The organism is Shewanella colwelliana ATCC 39565 (assembly GCF_000518705.1).
GTDB lineage: Bacteria > Pseudomonadota > Gammaproteobacteria > Enterobacterales > Shewanellaceae > Shewanella > Shewanella colwelliana.
Map to the genome: position 1 here is coordinate 57,339 of NZ_JAEC01000013.1, position 25,146 is coordinate 82,484.

Below are 25,146 nucleotides of genomic sequence, written 5' to 3' on the forward strand. Positions count from 1 at the left end.
AAAAAGAAATTTTGTGACAAACTTGGAGGCAGTACTATGTTTCTAGCACAAGAGATAATTCGTAAAAAGCGCAATGGCGAAGCGTTAACCACTCAAGAGATCCAGTTTTTCGTTAAAGGGATTACTGACAACAGTGTCTCTGAGGGGCAGATTGCCGCACTCGGTATGGCAGTATACTTTAACGACATGAATATGGATGAGCGTATTGCGCTGACGACATCTATGCGTGACTCTGGCACCGTGCTCAATTGGAAAAACCTCGGACTAGACGGTCCTATCATCGATAAGCACAGCACTGGTGGTGTCGGTGATGTGATTAGCCTCATGCTTGGCCCCATGGCAGCAGCATGTGGCGGTTATGTTCCAATGATTTCTGGCCGTGGTTTAGGGCATACGGGGGGGACGTTAGATAAGTTCGATGCTATCCCTGGTTATCAAACCGAGCCAGACAGTGCCCTGTTCCGTAAAGTGGTTAAAGAAGCGGGTGTCGCCATTATCGGTCAAACTGGTGATCTTGTTCCTGCCGATAAACGCTTCTATTCTATCCGTGATAATACCGCAACCGTTGAATCCATCTCCCTTATTACCGCATCCATTCTCTCTAAAAAGCTTGCTGCAGGTCTCGATGCATTAGCGATGGACGTTAAGGTCGGCAGTGGCGCATTTATGCCGACTTACGAAGCATCTGAAGAGCTTGCACGTAGTATTACTGCGGTAGCTAATGGCGCTGGCACGCGAACAACCGCGCTACTGACTGACATGAACCAAGTACTTGCCTCTTGTGCGGGTAATGCGGTTGAAGTGAAAGAGGCGGTTGATTTCTTAACGGGTGCGTACCGTAACCCTCGTCTTTATGAAGTGACCATGGGTCTTTGTGCTGAAATGCTTCAACTTGGTGGCCTTGCTGCGACAGAAGTTGAGGCGCGCGCAAAGTTAAACCAAGTGCTCGACAATGGTAAGGCTGCAGATATTTTTGGCCGTATGATCTCAGGCTTAGGTGGCCCCGCTGATTTTATCGAAAACTACAGCAAGTACCTGCCACAATCACAGATCATTCGCCCTGTTTATGCTGACCGTACTGGTTTTGCGTCTGCGATGGATACTCGTGAACTTGGCTTAGCCGTTGTCACCTTAGGTGGCGGTCGTCGTAAGCCCGGTGATGCACTAGACTATAGTGTAGGGTTGACTCAAGTTTGTGCGTTGGGTGATGAAATCACAACAGATAAACCGATTGCCATGGTTCACGCTCAAACCGAAGCTGCATTTGAAGAAGCCTCTGCAGCGGTTAGAAAAGCGATACACATTGGCGATTCAGCGCCAGAGAAAACACCTGAGATCTATAAGTACATTCGTCAAGAAGATCTCTAGGAGAGTAAAAGATGAAAAGAACAGTAATTATGATGCTGGACTCGTTCGGCGTCGGTGCAGCAAAAGATGCTGCAGCCTTCGGTGATATTGGTTCAGATACCTTTGGTCATATCGCCAAAGCATGCGCAGAAGGGCAGGCTAATGATGGCCGAGAAGGTCCACTTAAGCTACCAAATTTGGCTAAACTGGGCTTAGCTCTTGCCGCACAAGAAAGCACTGGTGCGTTTGCCGCTGGCTTTGCTGATGATGTTGAAGTGATTGGCGCTTATGGTTATGCCGATGAGCTAAGCTCTGGTAAAGACACGCCAAGCGGCCACTGGGAAATGGCGGGTGTACCTGTGTTGTATGAATGGGGTTACTTTAGTGATTTGACTAACTCATTCCCCAAAGAGCTGACCGATAAGATCCTAGCTCGCGCAGGTTTAAGCGACTACCTTGGTAATTGCCATGCATCGGGCACGGCTATTTTAGAAGAACTTGGCGAAGAGCATATGCGCTCTGGTATGCCTATCTTCTACACCTCTGCCGATTCAGTGTTTCAGATTGCTTGCCATGAAGAATCGTTCGGTCTAGAGAAGCTTTACGAGCTTTGTATTATTGCCCGTGAAGAGCTTGAGCCTTATAACATCGGCCGTGTTATTGCGCGTCCATTTATTGGTACGGGTCCAAGTGATTTTGCGCGTACGGGTAATCGTCGTGACTATGCGGTTGAGCCACCAGCACCAACAGTATTGGATAAGCTAAAGGCTGATGGCGGTGAAGTGGTCAGTGTCGGTAAGATTTCAGATATCTATGCGCATTGTGGCATTACCAAAAAGGTGAAAGCGACAGGCCTTGAAGCGTTATTTGATGCAACACTTGAGCAAGTAAAACAAGCGGGCGATCGAACCATTGTTTTTACTAACTTTGTCGACTTCGATTCTCACTATGGTCATCGTCGTGACATCGCGGGTTACGCACGTGCATTAGAGTATTTTGATAGCCGTTTACCTGAAATGCTGGCACTACTTAATGACGACGATCTGTTGTTATTAACGGCCGATCATGGTTGTGACCCTTCTTGGAAAGGTACCGATCATACTCGTGAGCGTGTGCCTGTACTTGCGTACGGTGCGGGGCTGACTGCCGGTTCGTTAGGTTGTCGTGATAGCTTTGCCGATATTGGTCAAAGTATCGCAACTTACTTCGGTTTAGAACCAATGGAATATGGCAAGTCTTTCGTTTCTTAAGACTTGCAGTGGGTGACTGATAAGTCGCCCACAACGATTTATCGATTTGGCGATATAAATTGATCGCCTGTACTAGAAAGACTTAAGTCTAAAAAATAGGGGTTATATAGATGGCTACACCACACATTAATGCTGTAGACGGTGCATTCGGCGATACAGTTTTATTCCCAGGCGATCCACTTCGCGCTAAGTACATTGCTGAGACTTTCCTAGAGAACGTTGAGCAAGTGACTGACGTACGTAACATGCTTGGTTTCACTGGTACCTACAAGGGCGTACGTATCTCTGTTATGGGTTCAGGTATGGGCATTCCTTCATGCTCTATCTACGCCACTGAGCTTATTAAAGATTACGGTGTTAAAAACCTAATCCGTGTTGGTACTTGTGGTGCGATCAGCACTGACGTTAAAGTCCGTGACGTGATCATCGGTATGGGCGCATGTACTGATTCTCAAGTTAACCGTCTACGTTTCAAAGGCCAAGACTTCGCTGCTATCGCAGATTACAGCCTACTTAGCGCTGTGGTTAAAGCGGCTGATGCAAAAGGTACTAAGTACCGCGTTGGTAACGTATTCTCTGCAGATCTATTCTACACGCCAGACCCAGAAATGTTTGACGTAATGGAAAAGATGAACGTACTAGGCGTCGAGATGGAAGCTGCTGGTCTTTATGGCGTTGCTGCTGAGTTTGGTGCAAAAGCACTTTGTGTTGTTACCGTTTCTGACCATATTCGTACTGGTGAAAAGACCTCTTCTGATGAGCGTCAAACCACCTTTAACGACATGATCGAAATGACACTAGACGCGGCAATTACTCTGTAATCGTAGCTTTTAGTAAAAAAACGGACCAATAGGTCCGTTTTTTGTTTTAACGTTACTCTTTCTTAGCACTATGGACTGGCTCAACGTCTGCTTCATCTTCGCCTGTTGACTTGTCATTAGTCAGCGCCGCTGCAAGTTTTTTTCCTAATTTGCTCTTCGTCATTCGCCGATCAAAGTCAGCGCGTTTGAATGAGAGTGCCCGTGACAGTAGTAATCCTATCAGACCTGCAATGATCAACATCATCTGCTGTTGTTCCATATTGATCTGATGTGCTTCTTTGATCTCATTAAAAAATAGCTCTGGCACCAAGCGTACCTCGATATAGCCGAGGTTTTTATTGTCTTGTATTACCGACTCAACATAAGGTGGAAAAGGCGCTAATAAGCGCTCTAGCTCGTCAGATTCAGGTTCTAAATCATCCTGGCTTACGCTTTGAGCGAAAGCGAGTCGTTGACCTTGCTCGCTAAAGATGGTTGCTGACATCACTTTGGGGTCGAGTACTAATGCTGTCGTTAGCCACTGCAGTTGCTCATCATTTTGTAATTGTAGGGCCGGTGCTGCCCCATAGGCCGTTTGCTGAACTAGTAATCGAGCCATCTTTTGCGTTTGGGACTTTAGAAGCTGTTGACCTTGTAGTAGGCTTGTTTCCCATAATTGAAATAGACCCGCCATTAACGCGAGTGCAATGCCTATCTGTATCAGTCGGCTGAGCCTATGGGTTTTTTTGAGTCCTTTAAGAAAAAACACTTTGTACCTGAAGATGATAAGGGTTTTATTAATCATAATTGATTATCAGCGAACTCGATAGCCGGAGATGCAATACAAATGGAAAGTCAGCGCCAAAACAACCTGTTTTCATGGATTCATGAGCAAACGGCCAGCAGCATGGAGTACCAGGGAAAGCGATTTCAGCGACACTCTGAAGCTAACGCAACAACGGCTTCTCGCTTGCGTATTGTCTATCAAACTCATGCAACTGAGGTGGAACTTGCAGAGGTTTTATTGGGCGTTAATGCTATTGAGAGTATAGCGTCGATAACTCGTGATAGTGGTTTGCATTGCATCGAGTTGTGTTTAAGCGAGGTAACGCTTAGTGAGGCTAAAACACGTTTTAACGCACTTGATGGTGTTGAAGTGTTTACGATTGCTAACGCTCATCCTCGACTTGATATTCCTGGTCTGTTAGTGATGGATATGGACTCCACCGCCATAGAGATTGAGTGTATCGATGAGCTAGCCATTATGGCTGGGGTTGGTGCAGAGGTTGCTGAGGTGACAGAACGTGCAATGCAGGGAGAACTCGACTTTGAGCAGAGTTTACGTGCGCGGGTAGCCAAGCTTGCTGGCGCAGAGGCGAGTATCATCGACAATCTGTGTCAACGTTTGCCCCTAATGCCAGGGTTGACCGAGATGGTTAGTGAGTTACAAGCGAATCAATGGCGTCTAGTATTGGCATCGGGCGGCTTTACTCCTTTTGTTGGTCATTTAAAGCAGTTACTTAATTTGGATGCTGCATTTGCTAATGAACTCGTCATCGAAGACGGAAAGCTTATAGGTGAAGTGCGCGGGCAAGTCGTTGATGCGCAGTTTAAGGCTGATACTGTCTTGGGAGCAGCCGCCAAGTGGCAGATTAGTAATGGTCAGCGTTTGGCTATTGGCGATGGTGCGAATGATATTCCTATGGTTGAAGCCGCAGATTTCGGTATTGCATTCCATGCTAAACCTAAACTGGCGGCTGCGGCTAACGGCGTGATTAGGCAGTTAGATTTAAGGGTATTACCCTATATGTTGTTGGACTTACGCTAAGACATAACCGCTTTGCCATGTTCAATTGCTTTATCGCAACACAGGCATTGTTGCGATAAAGCTAAGTCATCACTGTTTTAATTTGCAAATTATTGATTGATCTTAAAGCTAATAATTTCAAACGACTGTTTATTTGCCTTGGCGCGTCATTAGTTACTTGTTTTATCTTTTAAATGTCAGTAGTTTAGTTGTAAATTACTTGGCAGTTATCTTATTTTGACACTCTCTCAGCAATCACTTTTTATTCCTTATCGTCAGGGGCAGTTGCATCTTCGCCAAATTAAAACGGCCGATGCAGATATGAGCCGTCCACCCATTTTGATGCTCCATGGCGCCATGTCAAATGGCCGTGTCTTCTACAGTGATAGTGGTCGGGGACTCGGCTGTTATTTGGCCAAAGCGGGTTTTGTAGTCTACGTATTAGATACATTGGGGCGAGGACTCAGCACGCCAAAACTGTGCGCAGGGGCTAATCATGGCCAAGGCGAAGTGATTAGAGAGCAGCTCCCGTTAGTTCAACACTATATTTTGTCGCTGCACCAACAAGTTAATCAGGTTCACTGGTGTGCACACTCATGGGGAGGGGTATTAATGGCAAGCGCTATTGCAAGGTTTGATTTTTTTCAAACCAGCGTAGCATCGCTGTTAACGTTTGGCAGTAAGCGTGCTATCAAAGTTCGCTCATTTAAGAAATGGTTGATGGTTGATGTAGCTTGGAATAAATTGGCGCCAGCCATCGCCATGGGTCATGGTTATTTAGCCGCAGATCGATGGCGTATGGGCATGGACAACGAAACCAAGGCTTCTTTGAGTCAGAGTATCGACTGGGTACGTGGTGATTGGGTCGATCATGATGATGGCTTCGATTACGCACAAGCGGCATCACAAGCTGCGGTGAAACATCGATGGCCACAAGCGTGGTTTATTGCCGGGATTGGTGACAAGGTGTTGGGCAATCCAGAAGATGTTCGGCGCATGATCGATGAATGCCATTTTGAGCAGGTTAACTACACTTTACTGTCTAAAGCCAATGGTCATCTACATGATTATGGTCATGCAGATATGTTGACCCATAAAGACGCTGAGAAAGATCATTTCCCAGCAGTAAAGCATTGGTATTTAGTTCAAAACTAGTATTTGGCTAGATCTCTAATTTGTGTCAATGACGTTATAGAGGCTTGGAAAGCGGAGCATGACCTCTGGGGTTATTTCAAGTAGCTCACCGACGCCGATGATGTGCCACATTAACTGCTCGAGTTTCTTTGCCTTGTGCGGGGCGTGTACATTGATGTATTCAAGTTCGCGTTTTATATAACTTAAATCCGGCTTACCAGTGGCGCCACGATAGATACGTAGTGCCATAAATTTACCTAGATTTTGACTTTGACGGATAAAGTGTACTTGCGCTTGCTGATCGCCGAGCTCTGCTGGCGGCAGGCATTTTATCTTCACTCGCCCTTGTGACTGACGAGACACTTGGACAAAGACTTCAAAGCTCTCTAGGCCATATTGGGGCTTCATCTGTCTTATTGGGTCAATAAAATCGCGCTTTAAACGCCCATCGTCAAGCAGGCTGACAAGATCATATTGCAAAGTATCTTGCGCCGTAGCAGCAAATAAATCAGTAATGGTGTTGCTGTGTTTACTCACACCTAATACGCCAAGTTTGGCCGATTTACTGGTTTTTTCAAGAAAGTAAGGTACGCAGGCCAGCTCCCTCATTAACAGGTTTTTTAACCCATCAGAGAGTTCTTTCATATCGCTATTGGCTTCGGTAAGTTTTTGTAGCTTATCGCGGTTGGCTTCAATCAAACGATTGATAAAGGCGACCCCTACATGTGGTGTGTGGCCTACCTGCGCGGCTAAATGTATGGTCACGCCATTTTTACGGGTACGGATCAATCGATAGGGTAACTGCGATAATTTGGTTTTTCCTGCAAGGGTCTGCAGTTTGGGAAAGCTCACTAGTATAGGTGCTGTAGCATCAAATTCGATGCCATCATTTAAAGTGACCTGAAGCCCTTTGCCTGAGATATCTAAAGTAAAACCTTGAGCCGACTTTTTACCTTGGCTCACGTTCACTTGGGTTTTAAAGGCAAATCTTGCTTCATTCCGTCGTTCAGTAAACTGTAGTGATAATAGTTTAATCTTATCTAGGCTGAGCTTAGCTTGGCCAAAAGGTTTTAGCTCATTGGGATGATGGCCCATTGGATCCCACTGCTTATAACTATCAAGCGCTTCTTCATTGGTTAAGTCGATGAGTTGTAAGACATGGGTGAACCGTTTGAGTTGGGCTTCTGTGAGCGCCGAGTAATCGCTACTATCACCCGGTAAAATACTCGACTTATAAGAGGTTTGATGATCAATTTGATGACTGGCAAGTTTAAATATGCTCCAGCTAGACTTACTGGTGCCAAAATGTAAAAAAAGCCCTAATAGCTCTTTTTTCAGTAACTCAGCTAAAGTTGCCGAATAGAAATAGATATTACCTTGAGTTTGAAAGGTAAAACAGAAAAACAGGCTGTGTTCGATAGTTTGTGGATTATCAATAAGGGCTTTTAGGCGGTTTGCTGTCAGCATTCCTGGTAATTGGCTTATCTCTTTCTCATCACGGAAAAAGTGCTGTAATTTTTGATTGTCACGGCTAAGAAGCTTATGGGTGACTTGATATCCTTCCTCTGTATGCTCGACATACAGAGGAAGGTGAGGCAGGTGAGGCAGATAGTGACGTTCAAATCCGAGTCCTGTTGCAGCGACCAATATGTCGTTGATGTCGACTTTATATCGGTACTTATAGCCTTGGATCAGGTTTGCTAACATCTCTGTTAATGCGTCACTGCCGCCAATACGCTTTAGACGCAGCCATGTATACTCGTGGTTACTTTCGCTATCAACCACTTGGTAGTCAACGCCATTTTGTAGATCTTCAAAATAGTACTCTTCACCCAATTCGAGTAATTTCACCCTAACGGGCTTTTCAATATTGACACCGTTACTGAGTGGCAAACGAATGCGTGCTCCGCCGACAGAGAGGTCCACGGTGATACCGCTGACTTCACTCAATCCCGGCTGTAAGACGCCGATGCGTATTGAGTAGTTCATCCGCTCTTCACTGCGATTAAAATAGCTGCCCAAGACCGCGCCAGAAGCGATAAAGGGAGTTAGGGCTAAATCGTCACCGGCCTGCGGATTTCGGGCTTTTTGTCTGCGCGTTTTATGGGCGAGCATTACTTGCTCATAGACGCCTAAGGTGTATTAGTCCTGATAAAGCGCAAGCGTCTCAATAAAACTGGATTTAGCGGGCTCATCGAGAAAATGGGTTTGTGAACCGCTAGTAAAACTACTGCAGGGGAGTTCTGACTTATCTCTTAAATCTATCACCCTGGTGCATAGCGAAGAGAGGCGGTTAAGCTCCATTTTAAGTAGGAATCGGGTTGAGTTAGTTTCATCAGAGGTTAAATGCTCAAACAGCTCATGAAAATTATCTTCCATGAGTAACGGTTTTAGCTGTTCGATTAATGCATTGTGTTGCTCTAAACTCATGGTCGATTTCTTTTTCTGATGCTAATTGAATCTCTGGCTGTTACTCTTGTGTCGGCCAAAACCAATAAAACTTGATAGCCGTATGTTTATCAATGATAAAACGACATTTGACTGTTGATAAATTAGGCAATAAATATTATCGATCACCGTGGCTACAGTTTAAGCCATTATGGTTATTTCTGGCGACCTCTTTATATCAAATAACGATTTAGAACTTATTATGGCTAAGATTAAAACAGCATATGTGTGCAGTGAATGTGGACAAGACTTCCCTCGGTGGCAAGGGCAGTGCAACGCTTGTCATGAGTGGAATACTATTACCGAAGTGCGTTTAGGGGCGAGCAAGTCGGCCAGTACTTCAGTCTCCGGGTATGCTGGTGCTGTGGGTGGTGGCTCTAAGAAACTTAGCGAAGTGGAAGAGTTCGAAGCCAAAAAAATGCTGACAGGTATTGGCGAACTCGATCGCGTGTTATGCGGTGGCTTAACGACAGGCTCTGTAAATATTATCTCAGGTGATCCTGGTGCAGGTAAAACCACTATTTTATCTGATTTGGTGTCACGTATGTCGCAATTGATGCCATCGTTATACTGTACTGCAGAGGAGTCATTATCGCAGTTTAAAAACCGCGTTAATCGCCTAAAGCTAGATTGCAATGAGGATAATTTATTCTTGATGGCCGAAACCAGTGTCGAAGCCATCATTGCTGAGCTTGAAGCCAAGCAGGTCAAGTTTGCCGTGATTGACTCCATTCAAGCTGTTGTCACCGACCTGGCTAATGGCAGTCCTGGCTCGCCGTCACAGGTAAAAAGTTCAGCCCAAGCACTGACTCAGTATTGTAAGCAAAACAATGTCACCATGTTTCTGGTGGCACATGTCAACAAAAACAATGAAACCGCTGGACCACAAACGCTGATCCACATCGTTGATTGCCTCACACATTTAGAGTGTAACGATGGTCAAGTTCGCACGCTGCGCGCCAACAAAAACCGTTTTGGTGACGTTGATACTGTTGGTATTTTCAAGATGACTGAGCGCGGTATGATTAGCGTTGATAACCCAAGTGAAATCTTTTTGTCAGGGTCAACGACCGACTCTCCGGGTGCTGCTATCACTTGTATCCGTAAGGGCAACCGCAATCTGCTGTTAGAGATCCAATGTTTAACGACCGAAACCGAAGGGGAGTTTCCTCAGCGCGTATGCGTGGGACTCAACATGAATCGGATTAAGATGCTTACGGGGATTCTACGTAAACATACTCGAACTAAAATTTTCCACGACACCTATTTTAATCTGGTCGGTGGTCTAAAAATTGATGAATCTGAAACCTGTATTGATTTAGCTTTAGTCGCGGCACTGCTCAGTAGCCTTAATGATTTCGTGGTACCAAGAACGACCTGTATCATGGGGGAACTCAGCTTAAATGGTGACGTGCGTCCAATCGACAGCGGTGTGCCGCGGGTGAAAGAAGCTGTGCAGCATGGCTTCACCGAGATCTTCATTCCTTATCGTAATTATCATAAATCGATGGAAGGCCTAGGGGCCAAAATCAATCCCATTAAGACCATTCATGAATTGTTAGAGCTGATTAATTGAGATTAAGCTGGGATAGTTCGCCGATGCTCCGCGGGCGGTGCGCTGCATTGAGTTTGCAGCGCCTGTAAGGTTTTGGGGCAGAATGATGCCTGTAAGTTTGATTAAAAAGGGCTAGGACACAGGCCATTAACTCGCTTGTGGCTAGTGGGGTGCTCAAAATGCAACTCACTGGCGTGTAGCATTAAGCGGCTTGCCATCTGTTCGCTACGAGTACTTTTATACAGGTCGCAGCCCAGAATGGGATGGCCCATCGTTAGGCTGTGGATGCGTAATTGGTGTGTACGCCCTGTGATAGGGGTGTATTGCACCAAACTACAAGGTGGTTCTGCTAGCCGTTGAATGACCCTATATTCACTGATAGCTGGCTTACCTGTGATTTGGCAGATTTTTACCCGCGGAAAAAGGGTTTTATCTTTGGTTATTGCGGCGTTGATCTGTCCCTGCTCCTCGCTCACCCAACCTTCCAGCATAGCTATATAACGTTTTTGGATGGTGCGTGCTTGAAACTGTAGATTGAGATGCTGCGCCGCTTCGGTGTTGAGTCCCACCACCATTATGCCAGATGTGCCAAAATCTAACCTATGTGGGAGTTTGGCATGAGGAAAGGGCGGCGTAAGCCCCTGTTGACCGTGCACTAAACGGTAATGTACCGAATCCCAATTAAGCGGATTTTTTCCCGACAAACTGAGCAGTCCACTGGGTTTATTAATTAATAGAATCTCATCGTCTTGATACAAAATTTCCACAAAGTCGTCGCAGGCTGGCGCCAAAAAATCATCAACAATGGTGTGGGATAACGCGCAAGTTGGAGGCATGAATGGGTCCTGCTATTGATATCGCCTAGTGGGTTGATCAAAAAAGGGGAAACTTATTCCCCTTTCGAAACACGTATGGTGTATTAATGCCGCTTAACTTTGTTCGTGAACCTCAACAAATAATCGTAGCTCACGATCGAGCAGTGAGGCATCACCTAAGTTAAGTTCCAGCATACGGCGCAGGTGGCTAATGCTATCGACGTCGATATGCAGGCACTCTAAGCCCAACTGTCCCTCTTTTTGATAAACAAGTTTAGTTTCCATAGAAACCACTATCTCAGAGTCACCTAGAGTAAAACTTAAAGCAATGGGGTCATCGGTGACGCTAAACCCTTGGGGTTGCTCTAACAGGACGCCATTGAGACTGAGATCGTGGATGATGGTTGGCCAGACGTTACCTTGCTGGGTGAGCGTTGCATTGGCATCAAATAAGATCCGCGAAAATTGTCGCCTTTCATCCATAACCTGTCCTCACACTGTGGTGTTTAACTAAAAGCTGTAGAGTAAGCATAAGCTAACATGGGCGTGGTGTAAAAATCTTGGTTTATATTTGTGAGGTGCTATCCGTATTGTGTTGGCTTAGGTGTCGAAGCTTAGCGTGGTCGCTCTGTTTGTGAGTCAGTCTTAAGGCCATACGACATAAAATGGGCGTCAGTTCGCATATTTGAGATATTGCTTATATGAAAATGTGAAAATATGTGAATAATGAGTGATAACCTTTAAGTAACTTTTTCTGGAGCGATTCGATGGCGCATACTTCGTTGGCCAATACTGTACTAGTTGTTGATGACGAGGCCGTGATCCGCGCGAGGCTAAAAGGCTATTTTGAAAAAGAGGGTTACCGAGTCTTAGAGGCTGAGGATGGTGAGCAGATGTGGCATCAATTCAGCAGTCAGCATATCGATTTAGTGATGCTCGATATCAATTTACCTGGTGTGGATGGCTTGAGTTTAGCCCGAGACCTAAGAAGCCGTTCAGATGTGGGTATTATTTTGGTCACCGGCCGAGATGAAGCTATCGATAAAATTATTGGCCTCGAAATGGGCGCAGATGATTATGTCACTAAGCCTTTTGAACTGCGTGAGCTACTGGTGCGAGTCAAGAACCTCTTATGGCGTATGTCGCTGGTGAAAAAGGCGCAGCAAGAGGTGATTACTCAGCTGGAACGAAATGATGACCTCATTGAGTTTGAGGGCTATTGTTTAGCACTTAATAATCGTAAGCTCACTTATGGTGATGAGGTGATTAAGTTGACCAAGGCGGAGTTTGAGCTGTTAACGGCCTTTGCTCTACATCCTCAGCAAGTGTTATCTCGTGAACGTTTGATGCAGCAAACTAGCCATAGAGATCAGGACGTCAACGACAGAACCATCGATGTCATTATTCGCCGTCTCAGAAACAAGTTAGCTGCAGAACTGTTTGTGACGGTTCACGGTGAAGGCTACCTGTTTGCAGCTAGGGTTGAAGACTAATCTTTAGCTGAATTATCAATACGGTAGATGGGGTAAAAGTCCGCGGGAGCAAGGCTGTAATTAAGGTTGCTTAGCTGCTTTTTACCCGCTTTCAGGCCTAAAATCTTTGGGCCTATATCACCATAGGCAGCAGCACCTTGTAATTCCCTCACTGTGATATCTATCGCCAGTTTACCTTGTAAAACCACTTGGTCGTCACTACTAAAAGCCACTCTATTACGGTACAAGCCCCTTAGCGTTGCTGGAGACAGGTAACTGCTGACAAGTTGTACCGAATCTAAACCCCTATGCTGTAACTCGCCAACCGCTGCCTCAACCGCGACTGCGCTACCGAGTATATAATCTGGTATGTGATCGTTGAGCAGGTGGTGCAGTTGGTCACGATAGAGGTCACGATTGTTATCGGCATGGCGAATTGATGAGATGGTCACAGTGCTATGTTCCAGGGCTGCTAAAACCCCCTGCTCAACCCATGCGCTACCGCCAACCCTTTCAGGCCCGGTGAGCAGTGCCAGTTGTGGTGGTGTTTTTGTGCTTTGACGCAACACTGCCTGCTGAATATAGTGGCCAGCAACCCACCCCATCTGATACCAGTTGACGCCAACACGGGTGGTGATCAGCGGGCTGTCGATACGATTGACCAGGGCTATAATGGGTTTGCTGATTTGGCCTTGATAGCTGTTGAGTAAAAGTGGATCGACGCTTCCGAGTAAGATTGCATCGAAAGGGGCGGACATGCAGTGGCTTAACTGCTCGAGTTGTTGCGCTTTACCGTAATAGCCACCGGCTTCAAATAACTCTAAACTGACCCCTAGCTGTTTAGCATGTGTGGCTAACCCATAGTCGATACCTATCCAGTACGCATCTTTGAGGTGTGGCACCAATACACATAGGTTCCAAGTTTTTTGGACATGAGATAAGGGGTGAAACGTGACAGGCTTGCTGGTTTGTAGTTTGGCGTTAAAGGGATAACGCTGCTCCAATGGCCAAGGGGTATTGGCGGCTACAACAACAAAGGTTGCTATAAAATTCAAGCAAGCCACGAGAAAATAAGTGGTATATTGCATCTTCTTGGTCACGTGTTTAGTCTCAAATCTAGGGTGAACATAATCCTTTACAACACTCGCTATCATAACAGTTTAAGGAATCAGTGTGGGCGCTTTATCGTTATCAGGCAAGAGTCTTGTTGGCCGTTTAATGTTGGCATTCAGCATGCTTGGCTTGCTACTGCTTTTGTTGGTTAGCCTAGGTAGCTTATCACTCTATTGGGTTAAGTTAGCTGACAAGTATCTTTATGAAGAGGCGCTTCCGGCCTCTGAAGCGGCGCGTCAATTGATGCAATCCTCTAATGCTCTGCTGGATAACGCTCAAGGGCTAGAGCGGGTGGAAGAGGAGGCCCAACGCGCATTCTTGGGACGAAAGCTCTCTCTTGAAAGTAGTAACTTATTGGGAGCAATAGCAAAGCTTAAATCGCTTAATGTTCAAGACGACAAGCGATTGGAATATGCTGCTGGGGAGATTATTCACGATCTGTCGCAACTGGGTCGGCAAGTTGGTGAGCGTTTAACCATGGCACAGCGCCTTGGCCGAGAAGGGCAATCTTTAGTCGAAGCGGCGACACGGAGCAGCCGTTTACTTGAAGCTGAATTGGCTGTTGTGGATTCTGCCATATTGGCAAAATTAAGTTTAGCCTACCCACAAGTTGTCGGGGCAGACCAAAGTGCGCACTTGCTAGATACCATCATAGAGCAAGATCTTGATATTCGAGAGCGACTCGATAGAGCCTTAACCTTAGTACATCATATTGCATTGATAGGGCAACTGCTGCAATCACCAGAGCAGCAATCAGGGCTTAACTCGCTTATGACAAGTATGTCGAGCGTGCTGAGTAAAACCATCGCTACTGGCTATCAACTCAATCAGGGAGTGAGCACAGAACAAGAGCAAGCAGCTTCGCAACGGCTTGCTAACATCGACCTTATGCCGCTGGAGTTGCTTAAGGGGCTGGTGAGAGACCCTGTAAGAGCCACAGCATTAGATCAAGAGTTAGTTATATTACGCGGCGTAGACGCGAGCTTACTTTTGCAGCAGCAGTATGTGAAAGTCTTGGCTCAGCAGGGACTTGCGTTGCAACATTTGACAGATAAACTTGGTGAACTCAATAAGTCTGTTGATCGTGCAATGAGTGCCCAGCAGTCACAAGCAGATGATGCGCGTGGCGAATTTTTGCAGCAACTTTTTTGGGCTAAATCAGGCTTGTGGGCCACAGGGATATCAATGTTGGTGCTCATGCTGTTGGTCATCTACCGTGTTATCTATAAAGGTATTGCCCTGCGGTTAAATGAAGCGACCGAAGCTATGTCTCGGTTGAGCCAGGGAGATAGCCACGTCGCGCTCGATCCTCACGGCGATGACGAATTGACAGCGATGGCTTCAGCCATTGAGGTATTTAAGCAAAAGACTGACCAAAATCTGCGTTTACAGTCCGAACTTCAAGAAAGTGCTTCACAGCTGACAGCGCATAAAGCATCGCTTGAGAGCACAGTGATTGCTCGTACCCAGGAGTTGGCCTTAGCTAATACTCAGCTTGATGCTGAAGCAAAAGGGCATGCTGCCGCTCGGCAGATGGCAGAGCAGGCCAATCAAGCTAAATCTTTGTTCTTGGCTACCATGAGTCATGAGATCCGTACGCCACTCAATGGGTTGTTAGGTACGCTGACATTATTGGGGCACTCGCCGCTTCCCGCTGCACAAAAACAGATGCTTGCCCTGTCGCAATACAGCGGTACGTTATTGCAAACGGTGTTAAATGATATTTTAGATTTTTCTCGTTTAGAGCAAGGGAAGTTAACTAATGAGCCGCGTCCTGTAGATATCAGTGAGCTCCTTGATGAGGTGGTGGCCATTATGATGGCTGGTGCAGGTTTATCTGGACTGTCACTGCGGCAAGTTAAACCCCCTTTACCCCAGTGTATTAATATCGATGGGCCTAAATTACGCCAAGTGCTATTTAATCTTTTAGGCAATGCGATTAAGTTTACCCCAGAGGGAGAGATCACCTTGACGGTGAAAATTGTTCAATCTGAGCTGCAGTTTGAGATCAGTGATACGGGGGTGGGAATTTCTCAGGCTGCCATGCCGCAGTTGTTCAAAGCTTATAGTAGCCAGCCAAATCAGGGCCGAACTCGTGGAACGGGACTCGGATTGGCTATCAGTAAAGAGCTGGTGGAGTTAATGGAGAGCCCGACTTCTCAGCGAAACGGCATCTGGGTCGACAGTGAAGCGGGTCGCGGTTCGACATTTGGCTTTAGTGTACCGCTAGACATTTGTCAGCAAGGGTGTAGACCCGTTGCTGCCGTGTTGCCTGAGGTTGAGCCTAAGCGGGTATTAGTGATTGAGGATAACAGCGTTAATGCCATGGTTGCTCAGGGGTTTTTAGGGCATCTTGGTCATGAGTCTGTATTGGTCACTAGCTGTGCCGATGCCAGAGCTCATTATACTGCGCAAAAGGCAGCGCAATATGATGCAATTATGTTGGATATTCAGTTAGGGGACGGTTCAGGTATTACCTTGTTAAATGAATTAAAGTCGGTGGCAGATCGTTGTGGAAAAGAGGTCGCAATTGCTGCATTTACCGCGCAAATCCAAACCGATGACATTAACATATACCATGATGCAGGTTTTGAGGCGGTGCTAGCAAAGCCCCTTAATATGCAAGCGTTAGCGAGTTGGATTGGTGTGGTCAATCATAATGACCTAGATAGTCATCAACACGATGAAGAACAAACGCCAGTGATGCCAGCCATAACACTTGACCCCCATGCGCTGCTTAACCAGCAGCAGTTAGATGAAGACCTTACCTATTTAGGTGTGCCAGCACTTAAGGAGATGCAAGTGTTATTTGTTGATTCGAGTCTCAAGCAGATGCAAGCTTTGGCAACACTCCCTAGTAACACGGAGCAAATACTTCATGCGCTCAAAGGGAGTAGTGCCAGCATGGGCCTACTCGCGTTGAGTGAGCGCTGTAAAACCCTAGAGTTAGACGGATTCAATAGTGAGAGTTATTCAGCGCTATATAACCTGTGGCAGGAGTCAATTGATGCCTTAGCAGATAAACTCGCTGCCAAAGAATAAGCCCGAGCGATTGTTTACTAACAGCTCGGGCTTGAGTTTTTAACCGCACATAACCTCGCCCGGTTAATGACATTTATAACGAGATGATTGGGTCAGGATTACCATCTTGGTCATTACCCGCCACGCCGCTTGTTGATGGCGTACCATTGCTCAGCATTAGCACCGCACAGGCCGCTGGGGCGGCCATTGATGTGCCGGACATCGTCGTTGTGCCACCGCCGCGCTTGAGGGAGAGAATACTAACCCCTGGTGCAGCATAGTCCACTGGAGGGTTACCAAAGTTGGACCAGCTCGGCATATTATCGCTGCTGTTTACTGCCGAGATGGTAAACACGTTGCTGCCATTGGCTCTCGCTGGTGAGTGGTTATTGGCATTGTCACCATCGTTTCCCGCAGCGAGTACGAAAAAAGCCCCCGATTTCAGTGCCGCCGCTTTAACCGCATCATCTAGCACTGTACTGACCCCTCCACCTAGGCTCATGTTGGCGCAATCGCCAGCTTGGGCGTTGGCCCCCACATGATCTACGCCAGCAATGACACCTGAGGTGGAGCCAGAACCGCGGGAGTCGAGCACTTTTACTGGCACAACTGTGGCACCGGCCGCAACGCCGACGACATCTATGGTATTATTTTTGGCTGCTATAGTGCCAGCAACATGAGTGCCATGACCATGACCGTCATTGAAACTACGGTTACGCTTGTCACTGAATGCCGAAAAACCTCTGCTTTGATCCACATTAAGGTCTTTGTGACTGAGATCTATGCCAGTATCGATTACCCAAGCTGTGCTGCCAGAACCATCCAGTGGTCCGCCGACCCGTGTCACACTCCAAGGGGTTGATTGCGCAACAGAGTCGTTGCCTCCTCGATTGGGCTTACCTCTGCTAACGCTGATAATGCTGTCCGGGGTAAGACTCGCCACATCATTGTCTTGGCCAAATGCCTTGCTTGCTGCCGCGCAGGGCATGGTAATAGTAAAGCCCTTAATACTGTTTATATACAGATGTTTAAGGCTGGCACTTTTACCAGAAAGTTGGTTCGCTTTGGTCAGCTTTTTATGGGCAATACCTTGTACAGTGCTGCTATCTGTATTGTCTTTTAGGCGCACGATACAGCGGTTGTGTACCCCATTTAATTCACTCTCACCACCATAGGTCGCGGGTGTTTCATTAGCCAATAGACTACTACTAAGCAAGGTTAAGGTGATAGCCGAAGCGAGTTGCGTCTTTTTCATAGTAACCTCTAAGGGGAATTATTAAATAAGCGTGTAGTAAAGTATAGCGCCTGACAAAAGCGCTGCCATTGAGTAGTAATCATTCTTAATAGGGTGCCGTGCTTGGTTAACCTTTATCGGTAAAATCTGATAAACTTTTGCCTCCTTTAGTCTTGTGTCAATGTGTAGGCTTTTTAATGTCTTTTTCTCAATTTCCGCTTGCTGAGCCGTTACTCGAAGCGATTAAGTTGCTTGGGTTTAGTCAGGCGACAGAAATTCAGCAGTTAGCGATTCCAGCTATTTTAGCCAATCAGGATATATTGGCATCGGCACAGACGGGGACCGGCAAAACCGCAGGTTTTGGCTTACCTATCTTGCAATGCTTACTTGATGACGAGAAACGGTTAAACGAATCAGCCTCGTTAGCACCAGTGAGGGCGCTGATACTGGTGCCAACCCGAGAACTGGCATTACAAGTACATGCAGCGATTGTTAGCTATGGCCAGCTGACCTCACTCACGGCGGGGATTGTGTATGGTGGCGTCAGCATTGAGGCGCAGCAAGCTAAGTTAAGCCAAGGCGTCGATCTGCTGGTGGCGACACCAGGGCGTTTACTCGACCACTTACGACGTGGATCGTTGTCCTTAGGGCATCTAAAGCATTTAGTGTTTGACGAAGCGGATCGCATGTTAGACATGGGCTTTAAAGATGAGATCCAAGCGGTTGTGGCGCAATTACCAACCAAGCGCCAAACTATGCTGTTTTCAGCCACCCTTGATGAATCAGTGTTAGCGTTGAGTAGCACGCTGCTGAACGCGCCTAAGCGTCTCGAGGTTGGTCAAACTAATAGTGCTAGCCAAGATATAGAGCAACGTGTCTATGCGGTGGATAGTGACAAAAAATTTGCGCTTCTTAGTCATCTCATTGTTACAGGAAATTGGCAACAAGTGTTGGTTTTTAGCCGCAAAAAGGTGGCGGCTGATAAGTTAGCGGAGCGTTTAAGCGCAAGTGGCATTAGTGCCAATGCATTTCACGGTGACCTATCTCAAGGAAATCGCGAGGCGGTCTTGAATGGTTTTAAGCAGGGGGAGATTAGCGTACTGGTTGCAACCGATGTGGCAGCACGAGGTATCGACATTAACGCACTCAGCTATGTGGTGAACTATGAGTTACCATTTGTTGCTGAAGATTATGTGCACCGTATCGGTCGCACTGGGCGTGCCGGTAACAAAGGTGTCGCGGTGACCCTATTTTGTGAAGAGGATGCGCTGCTGTTAGAGGAGGTTGAAGTCTTGCTTGATAAACGTTTACCTCAGCAGTGGCTCCCGGGCTTTGAGCCTGACTTAACCAAGATGTCTCTCTCAGGAAAAAACAGCCAATCGGCACAAAAGCGCCGTGCTAAGCAACGCGGTCGCAGAGGTAAGCGTTAGGCCTAAATTAGTCCGGTGTTAACGATGTTCTGCTGTAGCAGAGCATCTGCCCTTTGAATGAAGAGGACATATCGCTGGCCGGCATGATTTTGTGCTGCAGATGACTGTAGCCTAGTGCGCACATCTTCTTACTAAACTGCGCATGATTGCCTCGACCCGGGTCGATGAGTATGACCTCACCATCGGGCTTGGTATGACGGTGAATGAATTGGGATAGCAACTCTATATGTTCGCGTTCATAGAGCAGGTCTGCACCAATGATGAGGTCGAATTGCCCTAGACCGTCGTTTAAATTGTTCCAGTCTGTGCGCAAAAATGGAATGTCGCTTCCCTGATTTAACCGTACATTTTCAATTAAAAAATTGCCCGCTTCCGGGTGATAATCGGTGGCGGTAATATCGGCCTCTCGACTGTTAAGCAGTAAGCTGGCCACAGCCATACCACAACCCACCTCAAGAATGCGCTTTCCTGCGATATCAAATGCCACCATTTCGTGCGCTAAAGCACGACCTGAATCCCAGATCACACCAAACAGTGACCATTGTGCAGAGGAGATTCCAAGTGCATTGGCTTCGCCTAGAGGATCGGCAAATTCTTGCCTATCTCTTAGGCTGCGAACATGAATATCGGTATCAGGAAACTCGAGGGTTTGATAGCGAAGGCGTACGGGGGACATAGGTAACTCCTTGCGAAAAACGCAACAAGCCTAGATCGATATCGATTCGCTACGTGGAAGGGTTACCACTATAGGCTTTTGCTACCGGGGTTACCAATGAAATCAGTCAGTGCTCCTTTTCAACCTCTGGTTGCATAAAAAAGCGCCGCTAGATTCGGCGCTTTTTTTTCGGGGTCATTAACGCTAGTTGGTGTGTGCCAGTGCCTCACAATCAGCTGTCACCCATGACTGAGTGAGGCTGGCTAGGGCACTATAAAAGTGGCCACTGTCTGCTGCCTTAACCTTATCGCTAAATTTAGCCAGCCAACTGTTGAGATATTGGCTGATAAACTTGAGCTGGGTTGCATCATCGCTAATACCGCATTGGTGCGCAACATAGGCTAAGATCACCGCGATATGATCTGCAGGCTCAGGGAACGCCGATTGCACTTGCAATTGACTTTGCTGTAGGTAATTGAGCATCTGTTGATGCTGTTCACCAAATAGCAGTACTTCATCAGCGTTATCGTTTGCTTGGTGCGTGTACAGGCTAGCGTAAGGGCTAGCGCTGTGTTTAGTGCCGACTAAGAATAGTCCGCAGTAATCAGCGGCCAACTCGAGTAATGCCTTGTCAGTGTTAAGTTTATTGAGCACAGACGTTAGCGTGGTGACATCGTCAGCAAATTTAGGTTCGCTGGCCAATTGAGTGAAGAAAGCTTGTGCTTGTGGGCTAGTCAACTCGTGCAGTAGCTGATGATCTAGCTCCTTAGCAAACAGTGACGAAAGCAGCTTGTAAACCATGCTTCTTGCTTGATTCATGGCTGTGTCATATGAGTGCTTATCATTCATCTATTTCTCTCCTGTGGCCACTCAATGGGCCGACAACTATTAAATTTGTGTGTCGATTGGACCGCTAAATGCGCTGACCAGTGGCACTTTACCCTGATATTTTTCAAAATCGACCAGGCAAGTGTAAGCCGAACAAGCTTGTGCAAGCTTGGAGGTACCAATATCTTGAGTCAAGGTATTTGGATCCCCATAGCTACAGAGTGCGCCTAACTCGTTACCGCCTTGTTTGCTGCCATCGTTGCCTACCGGACCGTACCAAGCGCCTTCGTGAATGCGAATCACGCCTTGTGGGAAGCGGTTGGATACCACTGCACCCGCTAGCAGTTGACCTCGATCGTTGAATACTCGTACTAGGTCACCATCTTTGATACCACGAACTTTGGCATCAACAGGGTTTAAGTACACAGGTTCACGGCCTTGAACCGTATAGGTTTCACGGTAGTCTTGTGACTCACACATCTGTGAGTGCAGGCGGTGGTCGGGGTGACACGATTGCATCCATATTGGGTGCTTGTCAGACCCAGGTCCACCATGGCTGCGTTCAGTCTTTTCAATCCAAGTTGGATGACCAGGGCAGTCATCATAATCAAACTGCGCTATCTTGCGGCTAAAGATCTCAATTAACCCCGATGGCGTGCCAAGTGGATTGATCTCTGGGTCATTCCTAAAATCTGCATGACGAGTCCATGGTTTACCTTCACCAAAGTGAACATAACCTTGCTGCCAGAAGGTATCGAAATCTGGCATCTCAAATTTGCCTGCATTATCAGACTTACAGTCGTTATACAGCTTCTTGAGCCAATCAAATTCGGTCATTCCGCGAGTATAGGCTTTCTCTTTGCCCATGATGGCAGCAAAACGCGTGAATATCTCAAAGTCAGATAAGCTTTCATACAGCGGCTCAACCATCTTTTGCATTGCTAAAATTCCGCGATTGGCGTAGCTGCCATAAACATCAATATCGTTACGCTCAAAGGTGGTACACGCTGGAAGCACGATATCTGAGAAGCGACAGGTTGCTGTCCAGTTCACATCAATAGTGACGACACACTCCAGCTTTTGGAAAGCCTGTTTCATCTTGTTTCTATCTTGATGATGGTTCCACGGATTGTTACCGGAAAACACCATCATCTTAATATCAGGGTAAGTGACTTTTGAGCCATTGGCATCGATAGTTTTGCCTGGCTCTAAAATAGCGTCTATCCAGCGGGCAACTGGAATGGTGCTGCTGGCGCCTTTAAAGTCATTACTATCAAATAGTGGCTTTTGGCCTTCATCTAAGTTGCGTGGGAACGCACCAGGCGCTGCAGCACCGGATGAGGGAACACCAATACTTGAGTAGTGGTGGCCATAACTAATACCGCCGCCAGGTAAACCGATTTGGCCAATCATGGTTGCAAGGACTGCAGCCATCCAATAGGGTTGCTCACCATGTTGTTGACGCTGAATACACCAGCCCATCATTATTTGTGTGCGACCTTTGGTCATCACTTTAGCCAAGTCTCGAATGATCTCAACACTAACACCTGTGATCTGGCTCGCCCACTCAGGGGTTTTCGCCACGCCATCGGACTCACCCATCAGGTAAGGCAAGAATCGATCAAACCCTAGGCTATAGCCGTCAATGAATTTCTGATCATGCAGCTGCTTAGTGACCATCTCATGGGCGATACCTAGCATTAGGGCCACATCTGTCTGTGGATTAACGTATAGTTGCTCGCAACCTAAGTACTTTTGCGTTTTAGTCACCACAGGGTCGATACTGATCACACGGATTTTACCCTGCTTTACCTTCTCTTTAAGCTGTGCAAGGTATTCGTATGATTCGTGGGTTTCGGCGTTCCAACCCACTTGCAGGTTTTTGTACGGATCGTTGGACCACAAAATGATGGTGTTAGACTCTTCAAGAATTAACGGCCATGAGGTCCCTTGGGCATAAACTTCAGTTGACCCCAGAACGTAAGGCAAGATGGTTTGTCCTGCACCAGTTGAGTAGTCACCAATTTTCTTGACGAAATTGCCATGCATCCCCACTGCGCGTTGCATATGACTGGTGCTGGAATGCAATTGACCAGTAGCTCGCCAGCCAGTTTGGCCCGCGTGAAGTCCCGAAGGACCATATTTCGTTTGCACTTCATCAAGTGAATCTTTAAACAGCGATAGGGCTTTATCCCAAGTCACACGTACAAAGCGAAAGTCACCACGTTGGCTTGTATCACTCTTATGACCATTAAGCAGGAAGTCTAGGCGCACCATAGGGTAACGCACTCTTGACGGGTTGTAGACGAGGCCTTTAACGCCGTTGATCATGTCGGTTGGATACTTGTCTAAGTCAAACGGGACAACCTGATCGATCATGCCGTTTTTACGCTTCATTTTGAAGGCACCGAAATGTGAACCAGTCGTGAGCCAGCCATCATTATTCTTTGCACCAGCGGCCGCAAGGGCATTAAGTGGTGCTAATACCGACGCACCGCTAAGGGTCACATAAGAGGTGGCGACAAGGCCTTTTAAAAATTCTCTTCTGTTCATGGTTATCTCCTTTTAGTGCGCTGACTTATCGAAAGTCGATGAGTGTTCTTGTAAGTACTTTTGTACTAACGCCTGGGTGTCTTGGTCCATATTGACGAATGCGATCATGCCTTGGAACATACCTGGCCAAGAGTTGGCGTCAAAATGTGCTTCAGCGGGTTGAGTGTGGCAAACACTGCAGCTGCTTGAGTAGGTTTCACGTGCATAGTCCCAAAGTGGCTGAAGGTCTTTGACAAGATAGTCTTTGTCGGTCCAGATTTTCGCTTCAACCCGTTGCCATTTTAGACCTGTCATGGGATCTTCTTTCTCTTCAAAAACTTCCATCACTCCCTCTTCCAGGGCTGCATCTTTTGATAGTTGCGCGGAGAGTATATTCAGACCGAAATCGAAATAGATAACTCGTCCAGCACCAATTTTTTTACGCCAACCGTCAATTCCCACTTTGACACGATTCCCTTTGGTTTCTAGCACTGTAACCTTAGTGGCAATATTGAGGGTTCCCGCCTCAACATCGGTTTTCTCATTGAAGTAAAGTGGCTTAGTGAGGGCGGTAAAGTAGCTGTCGCCCACCTGCAGCGTACTTTCGCCTGAGCCAACTTGCGCAATAAGTTCTGGTGCGCGAGAGGTACCCATGTCTGGCAGTTTGTGCGCGATACCTTTGTGGCAATCGATACAGCTTTGATCTAGCTCGGCAGCACGTTTCATCTGCTTTTGCGCAAGCTTTGACATCTCATCCCACTTCATAGAGTCATAGTCATGGCAATTTTTGCACGCCAATGAGTTGTCACGATCGAAACGCTTCCACTCTCTGCTGGCCATATCTAAACGTTTGTTTTCAAACTTTTCATCTGTGTTGACACTTTGCAGTAGCCAGCCCCAGACATCGTGAGAGGCTTCCATTTTGCGGCCAATTTTACGACTCCACTCATGGGGAACGTGGCAGTCTGGGCAGGTGGCTCGTACGCCAGAATGATTTGACCAGTGCACAGTTTGCTGGAGTTCTTGATAGGGTTTGCTCTCCATGCTGTGACAGCTAATGCAGAACTCTTCTGTGTTGGTTAATTCAAGGGCAGTGTTGAATCCACCCCAGAAAATAATCCCCATCAAAAAGGCCGAGAGGCTAATTGTGCCTAAGGTAAGGTATTTGGCTGGTTGGTTGAGAGTGCGCCAAATGTTGATAAACCATTTCATAACAGCATCCTTAAAAAGATTCGCTAGTGTATTGAGTTAGGGTTAGTGGGCGACAACGCCACCGAATGCTTGAATCATCCAAATAACAAAGCCATAAACACTGATGCCTGTGACCGTTAGAATGGGAAATAGGAGAAAGATGATAAAACCGAGAGCTTTGAACTCCTTGGATTTCACCTTGGTGGATGTATCAGCTCGATTTAGTTGTGTCATGACTCACTCTCTTAAGTTGATCTTATGTCTATGACGCTTATATTAGGGGATGGTTGTGAATGGCAGTGTGGCCTGCAATGAATGAACCTTGATAACTTATGAAAGAATATGAACGCTTTGTATCTAGGCCATGACTTACTCGTTTGGTAGTCTTATAACAGTCTGATTTTATGTGCTTTAGTTTGTTGTTGATGGTTGGGGGAACTGTGTGGGGATTGGTCACAGGTAATGATATTTACCTTGTTATGGGTGATGAATAAAAAGTTCGACAGTTTTGGTA

19 protein-coding genes and 1 pseudogene are annotated in these 25,146 nt (G+C 46.7%); 9 read left to right on the forward strand and 11 right to left on the reverse strand.

The annotated features are described in order from the left end of the window. Positions 1–36 precede the first annotated feature (36 nt). The 3 genes from deoA (at position 37) to deoD (ending at position 3,418) form a co-directional block, all read left to right on the forward strand. The gene (gene deoA, locus L876_RS0107650) at positions 37–1,368 is read left to right on the forward strand and encodes a thymidine phosphorylase (RefSeq protein WP_028763264.1); all 1,332 of its coding nucleotides are present in this window, start codon (positions 37–39) and stop codon (positions 1,366–1,368) included. 11 nt (positions 1,369–1,379) lie between these two features. After that, the gene (locus tag L876_RS0107655; RefSeq protein ID WP_028763265.1) at positions 1,380–2,597 is read left to right on the forward strand and encodes a phosphopentomutase; all 1,218 of its coding nucleotides are present in this window, start codon (positions 1,380–1,382) and stop codon (positions 2,595–2,597) included. A 110-nt stretch (positions 2,598–2,707) separates the two neighbouring features. Beyond that, positions 2,708–3,418 carry a purine-nucleoside phosphorylase gene (deoD, locus tag L876_RS0107660; protein ID WP_028763266.1) on the forward strand — a complete coding sequence of 237 codons (711 nt, stop codon included), beginning with the start codon at positions 2,708–2,710 and terminating at the stop codon, positions 3,416–3,418. Between the two features lie 52 nt (positions 3,419–3,470). Here deoD and L876_RS21335 read toward each other — a convergent pair whose 3' ends face one another. Next, positions 3,471–4,202, reverse strand: coding sequence for a YtjB family periplasmic protein (locus L876_RS21335; RefSeq protein ID WP_051413023.1), 732 nt, complete (start codon positions 4,200–4,202; stop codon positions 3,471–3,473). Between the two features lie 42 nt (positions 4,203–4,244). Here L876_RS21335 and serB point away from each other — a divergent pair, with 42 nt between their 5' ends. Further along, a complete protein-coding gene (serB, locus tag L876_RS0107670) occupies positions 4,245–5,225 on the forward strand; it encodes a phosphoserine phosphatase SerB (protein ID WP_028763267.1) in 981 nt (326 codons plus the stop codon). 216 nt (positions 5,226–5,441) lie between these two features. After that, a complete protein-coding gene (locus tag L876_RS0107675; protein WP_028763268.1) occupies positions 5,442–6,359 on the forward strand; it encodes an alpha/beta fold hydrolase in 918 nt (305 codons plus the stop codon). 15 nt (positions 6,360–6,374) lie between these two features. On the opposite strand, the pseudogene L876_RS21340 reads toward L876_RS0107675, so the two are convergent. Further along, positions 6,375–8,768, reverse strand: a pseudogene (locus tag L876_RS21340) (PilZ domain-containing protein). A 220-nt stretch (positions 8,769–8,988) separates the two neighbouring features. On the opposite strand from L876_RS21340, the gene radA reads away from it, so the two are divergent. Continuing rightward, positions 8,989–10,362 (forward strand): DNA repair protein RadA, encoded by a 1,374-nt coding sequence (gene radA, locus L876_RS0107685; protein WP_028763269.1) that lies wholly within the window; start codon positions 8,989–8,991, stop codon positions 10,360–10,362. Between the two features lie 101 nt (positions 10,363–10,463). Here the strand turns inward: radA and L876_RS0107690 are convergent, their stop codons facing one another. Then, on the reverse strand, positions 10,464–11,177 hold the full coding sequence (locus tag L876_RS0107690; RefSeq protein ID WP_028763270.1) for an RluA family pseudouridine synthase: 714 nt from the start codon (positions 11,175–11,177) through the stop codon (positions 10,464–10,466). A 93-nt stretch (positions 11,178–11,270) separates the two neighbouring features. Then, positions 11,271–11,639, reverse strand: coding sequence for a PilZ domain-containing protein (locus L876_RS0107695; protein ID WP_028763271.1), 369 nt, complete (start codon positions 11,637–11,639; stop codon positions 11,271–11,273). A gap of 299 nt (positions 11,640–11,938) precedes the next feature. On the opposite strand from L876_RS0107695, the gene torR reads away from it, so the two are divergent. Then, positions 11,939–12,649: a two-component system response regulator TorR gene (gene torR, locus L876_RS0107700; RefSeq protein ID WP_028763272.1), complete on the forward strand. Its 711-nt coding sequence runs from the start codon at positions 11,939–11,941 to the stop codon at positions 12,647–12,649. On the opposite strand, the gene torT is transcribed toward torR, so the two are convergent. Next, positions 12,646–13,716 (reverse strand): TMAO reductase system periplasmic protein TorT, encoded by a 1,071-nt coding sequence (gene torT, locus L876_RS21345; RefSeq protein ID WP_037428221.1) that lies wholly within the window; start codon positions 13,714–13,716, stop codon positions 12,646–12,648. The genes torR and torT overlap by 4 nt on opposite strands. Before the next feature lie 85 nt (positions 13,717–13,801). Between torT and torS the strand changes: the two genes are divergently transcribed. After that, complete coding sequence (gene torS / locus L876_RS0107710) at positions 13,802–16,783, forward strand: TMAO reductase system sensor histidine kinase/response regulator TorS (protein ID WP_028763273.1); 2,982 nt, start codon at positions 13,802–13,804, stop codon at positions 16,781–16,783. A 73-nt stretch (positions 16,784–16,856) separates the two neighbouring features. Here torS and L876_RS0107715 read toward each other — a convergent pair whose 3' ends face one another. Next, positions 16,857–18,017: a S8 family serine peptidase gene (locus L876_RS0107715; protein WP_028763274.1), complete on the reverse strand. Its 1,161-nt coding sequence runs from the start codon at positions 18,015–18,017 to the stop codon at positions 16,857–16,859. A 176-nt stretch (positions 18,018–18,193) separates the two neighbouring features. Between L876_RS0107715 and L876_RS0107720 the strand changes: the two genes are divergently transcribed. Then, positions 18,194–19,426, forward strand: a complete 1,233-nt coding sequence (locus L876_RS0107720) for a DEAD/DEAH box helicase (RefSeq protein WP_028763275.1) — start codon at positions 18,194–18,196, stop codon at positions 19,424–19,426. Positions 19,427–19,433: 7 nt separating this feature from the next. Here the strand turns inward: L876_RS0107720 and L876_RS0107725 are convergent, their stop codons facing one another. The 5 genes from L876_RS0107725 to torE all read right to left on the reverse strand — a co-directional run bounded on the left by L876_RS0107725 (position 19,434) and on the right by torE (position 24,866). Beyond that, complete coding sequence (locus L876_RS0107725; protein ID WP_028763276.1) at positions 19,434–20,102, reverse strand: class I SAM-dependent methyltransferase; 669 nt, start codon at positions 20,100–20,102, stop codon at positions 19,434–19,436. Positions 20,103–20,285: 183 nt separating this feature from the next. Continuing rightward, positions 20,286–20,930 (reverse strand): molecular chaperone TorD, encoded by a 645-nt coding sequence (torD, locus tag L876_RS0107730; RefSeq protein WP_028763277.1) that lies wholly within the window; start codon positions 20,928–20,930, stop codon positions 20,286–20,288. Positions 20,931–20,969: 39 nt separating this feature from the next. Then, positions 20,970–23,462: a trimethylamine-N-oxide reductase TorA gene (gene torA, locus L876_RS0107735; protein WP_028763278.1), complete on the reverse strand. Its 2,493-nt coding sequence runs from the start codon at positions 23,460–23,462 to the stop codon at positions 20,970–20,972. Between the two features lie 12 nt (positions 23,463–23,474). Next, positions 23,475–24,653, reverse strand: a complete 1,179-nt coding sequence (gene torC, locus L876_RS0107740; protein WP_028763279.1) for a pentaheme c-type cytochrome TorC — start codon at positions 24,651–24,653, stop codon at positions 23,475–23,477. Positions 24,654–24,695: 42 nt separating this feature from the next. Continuing rightward, the gene (gene torE / locus L876_RS0107745; protein ID WP_028763280.1) at positions 24,696–24,866 is read right to left on the reverse strand and encodes a trimethylamine N-oxide reductase system protein TorE; all 171 of its coding nucleotides are present in this window, start codon (positions 24,864–24,866) and stop codon (positions 24,696–24,698) included. Positions 24,867–25,146 lie beyond the last annotated feature (280 nt).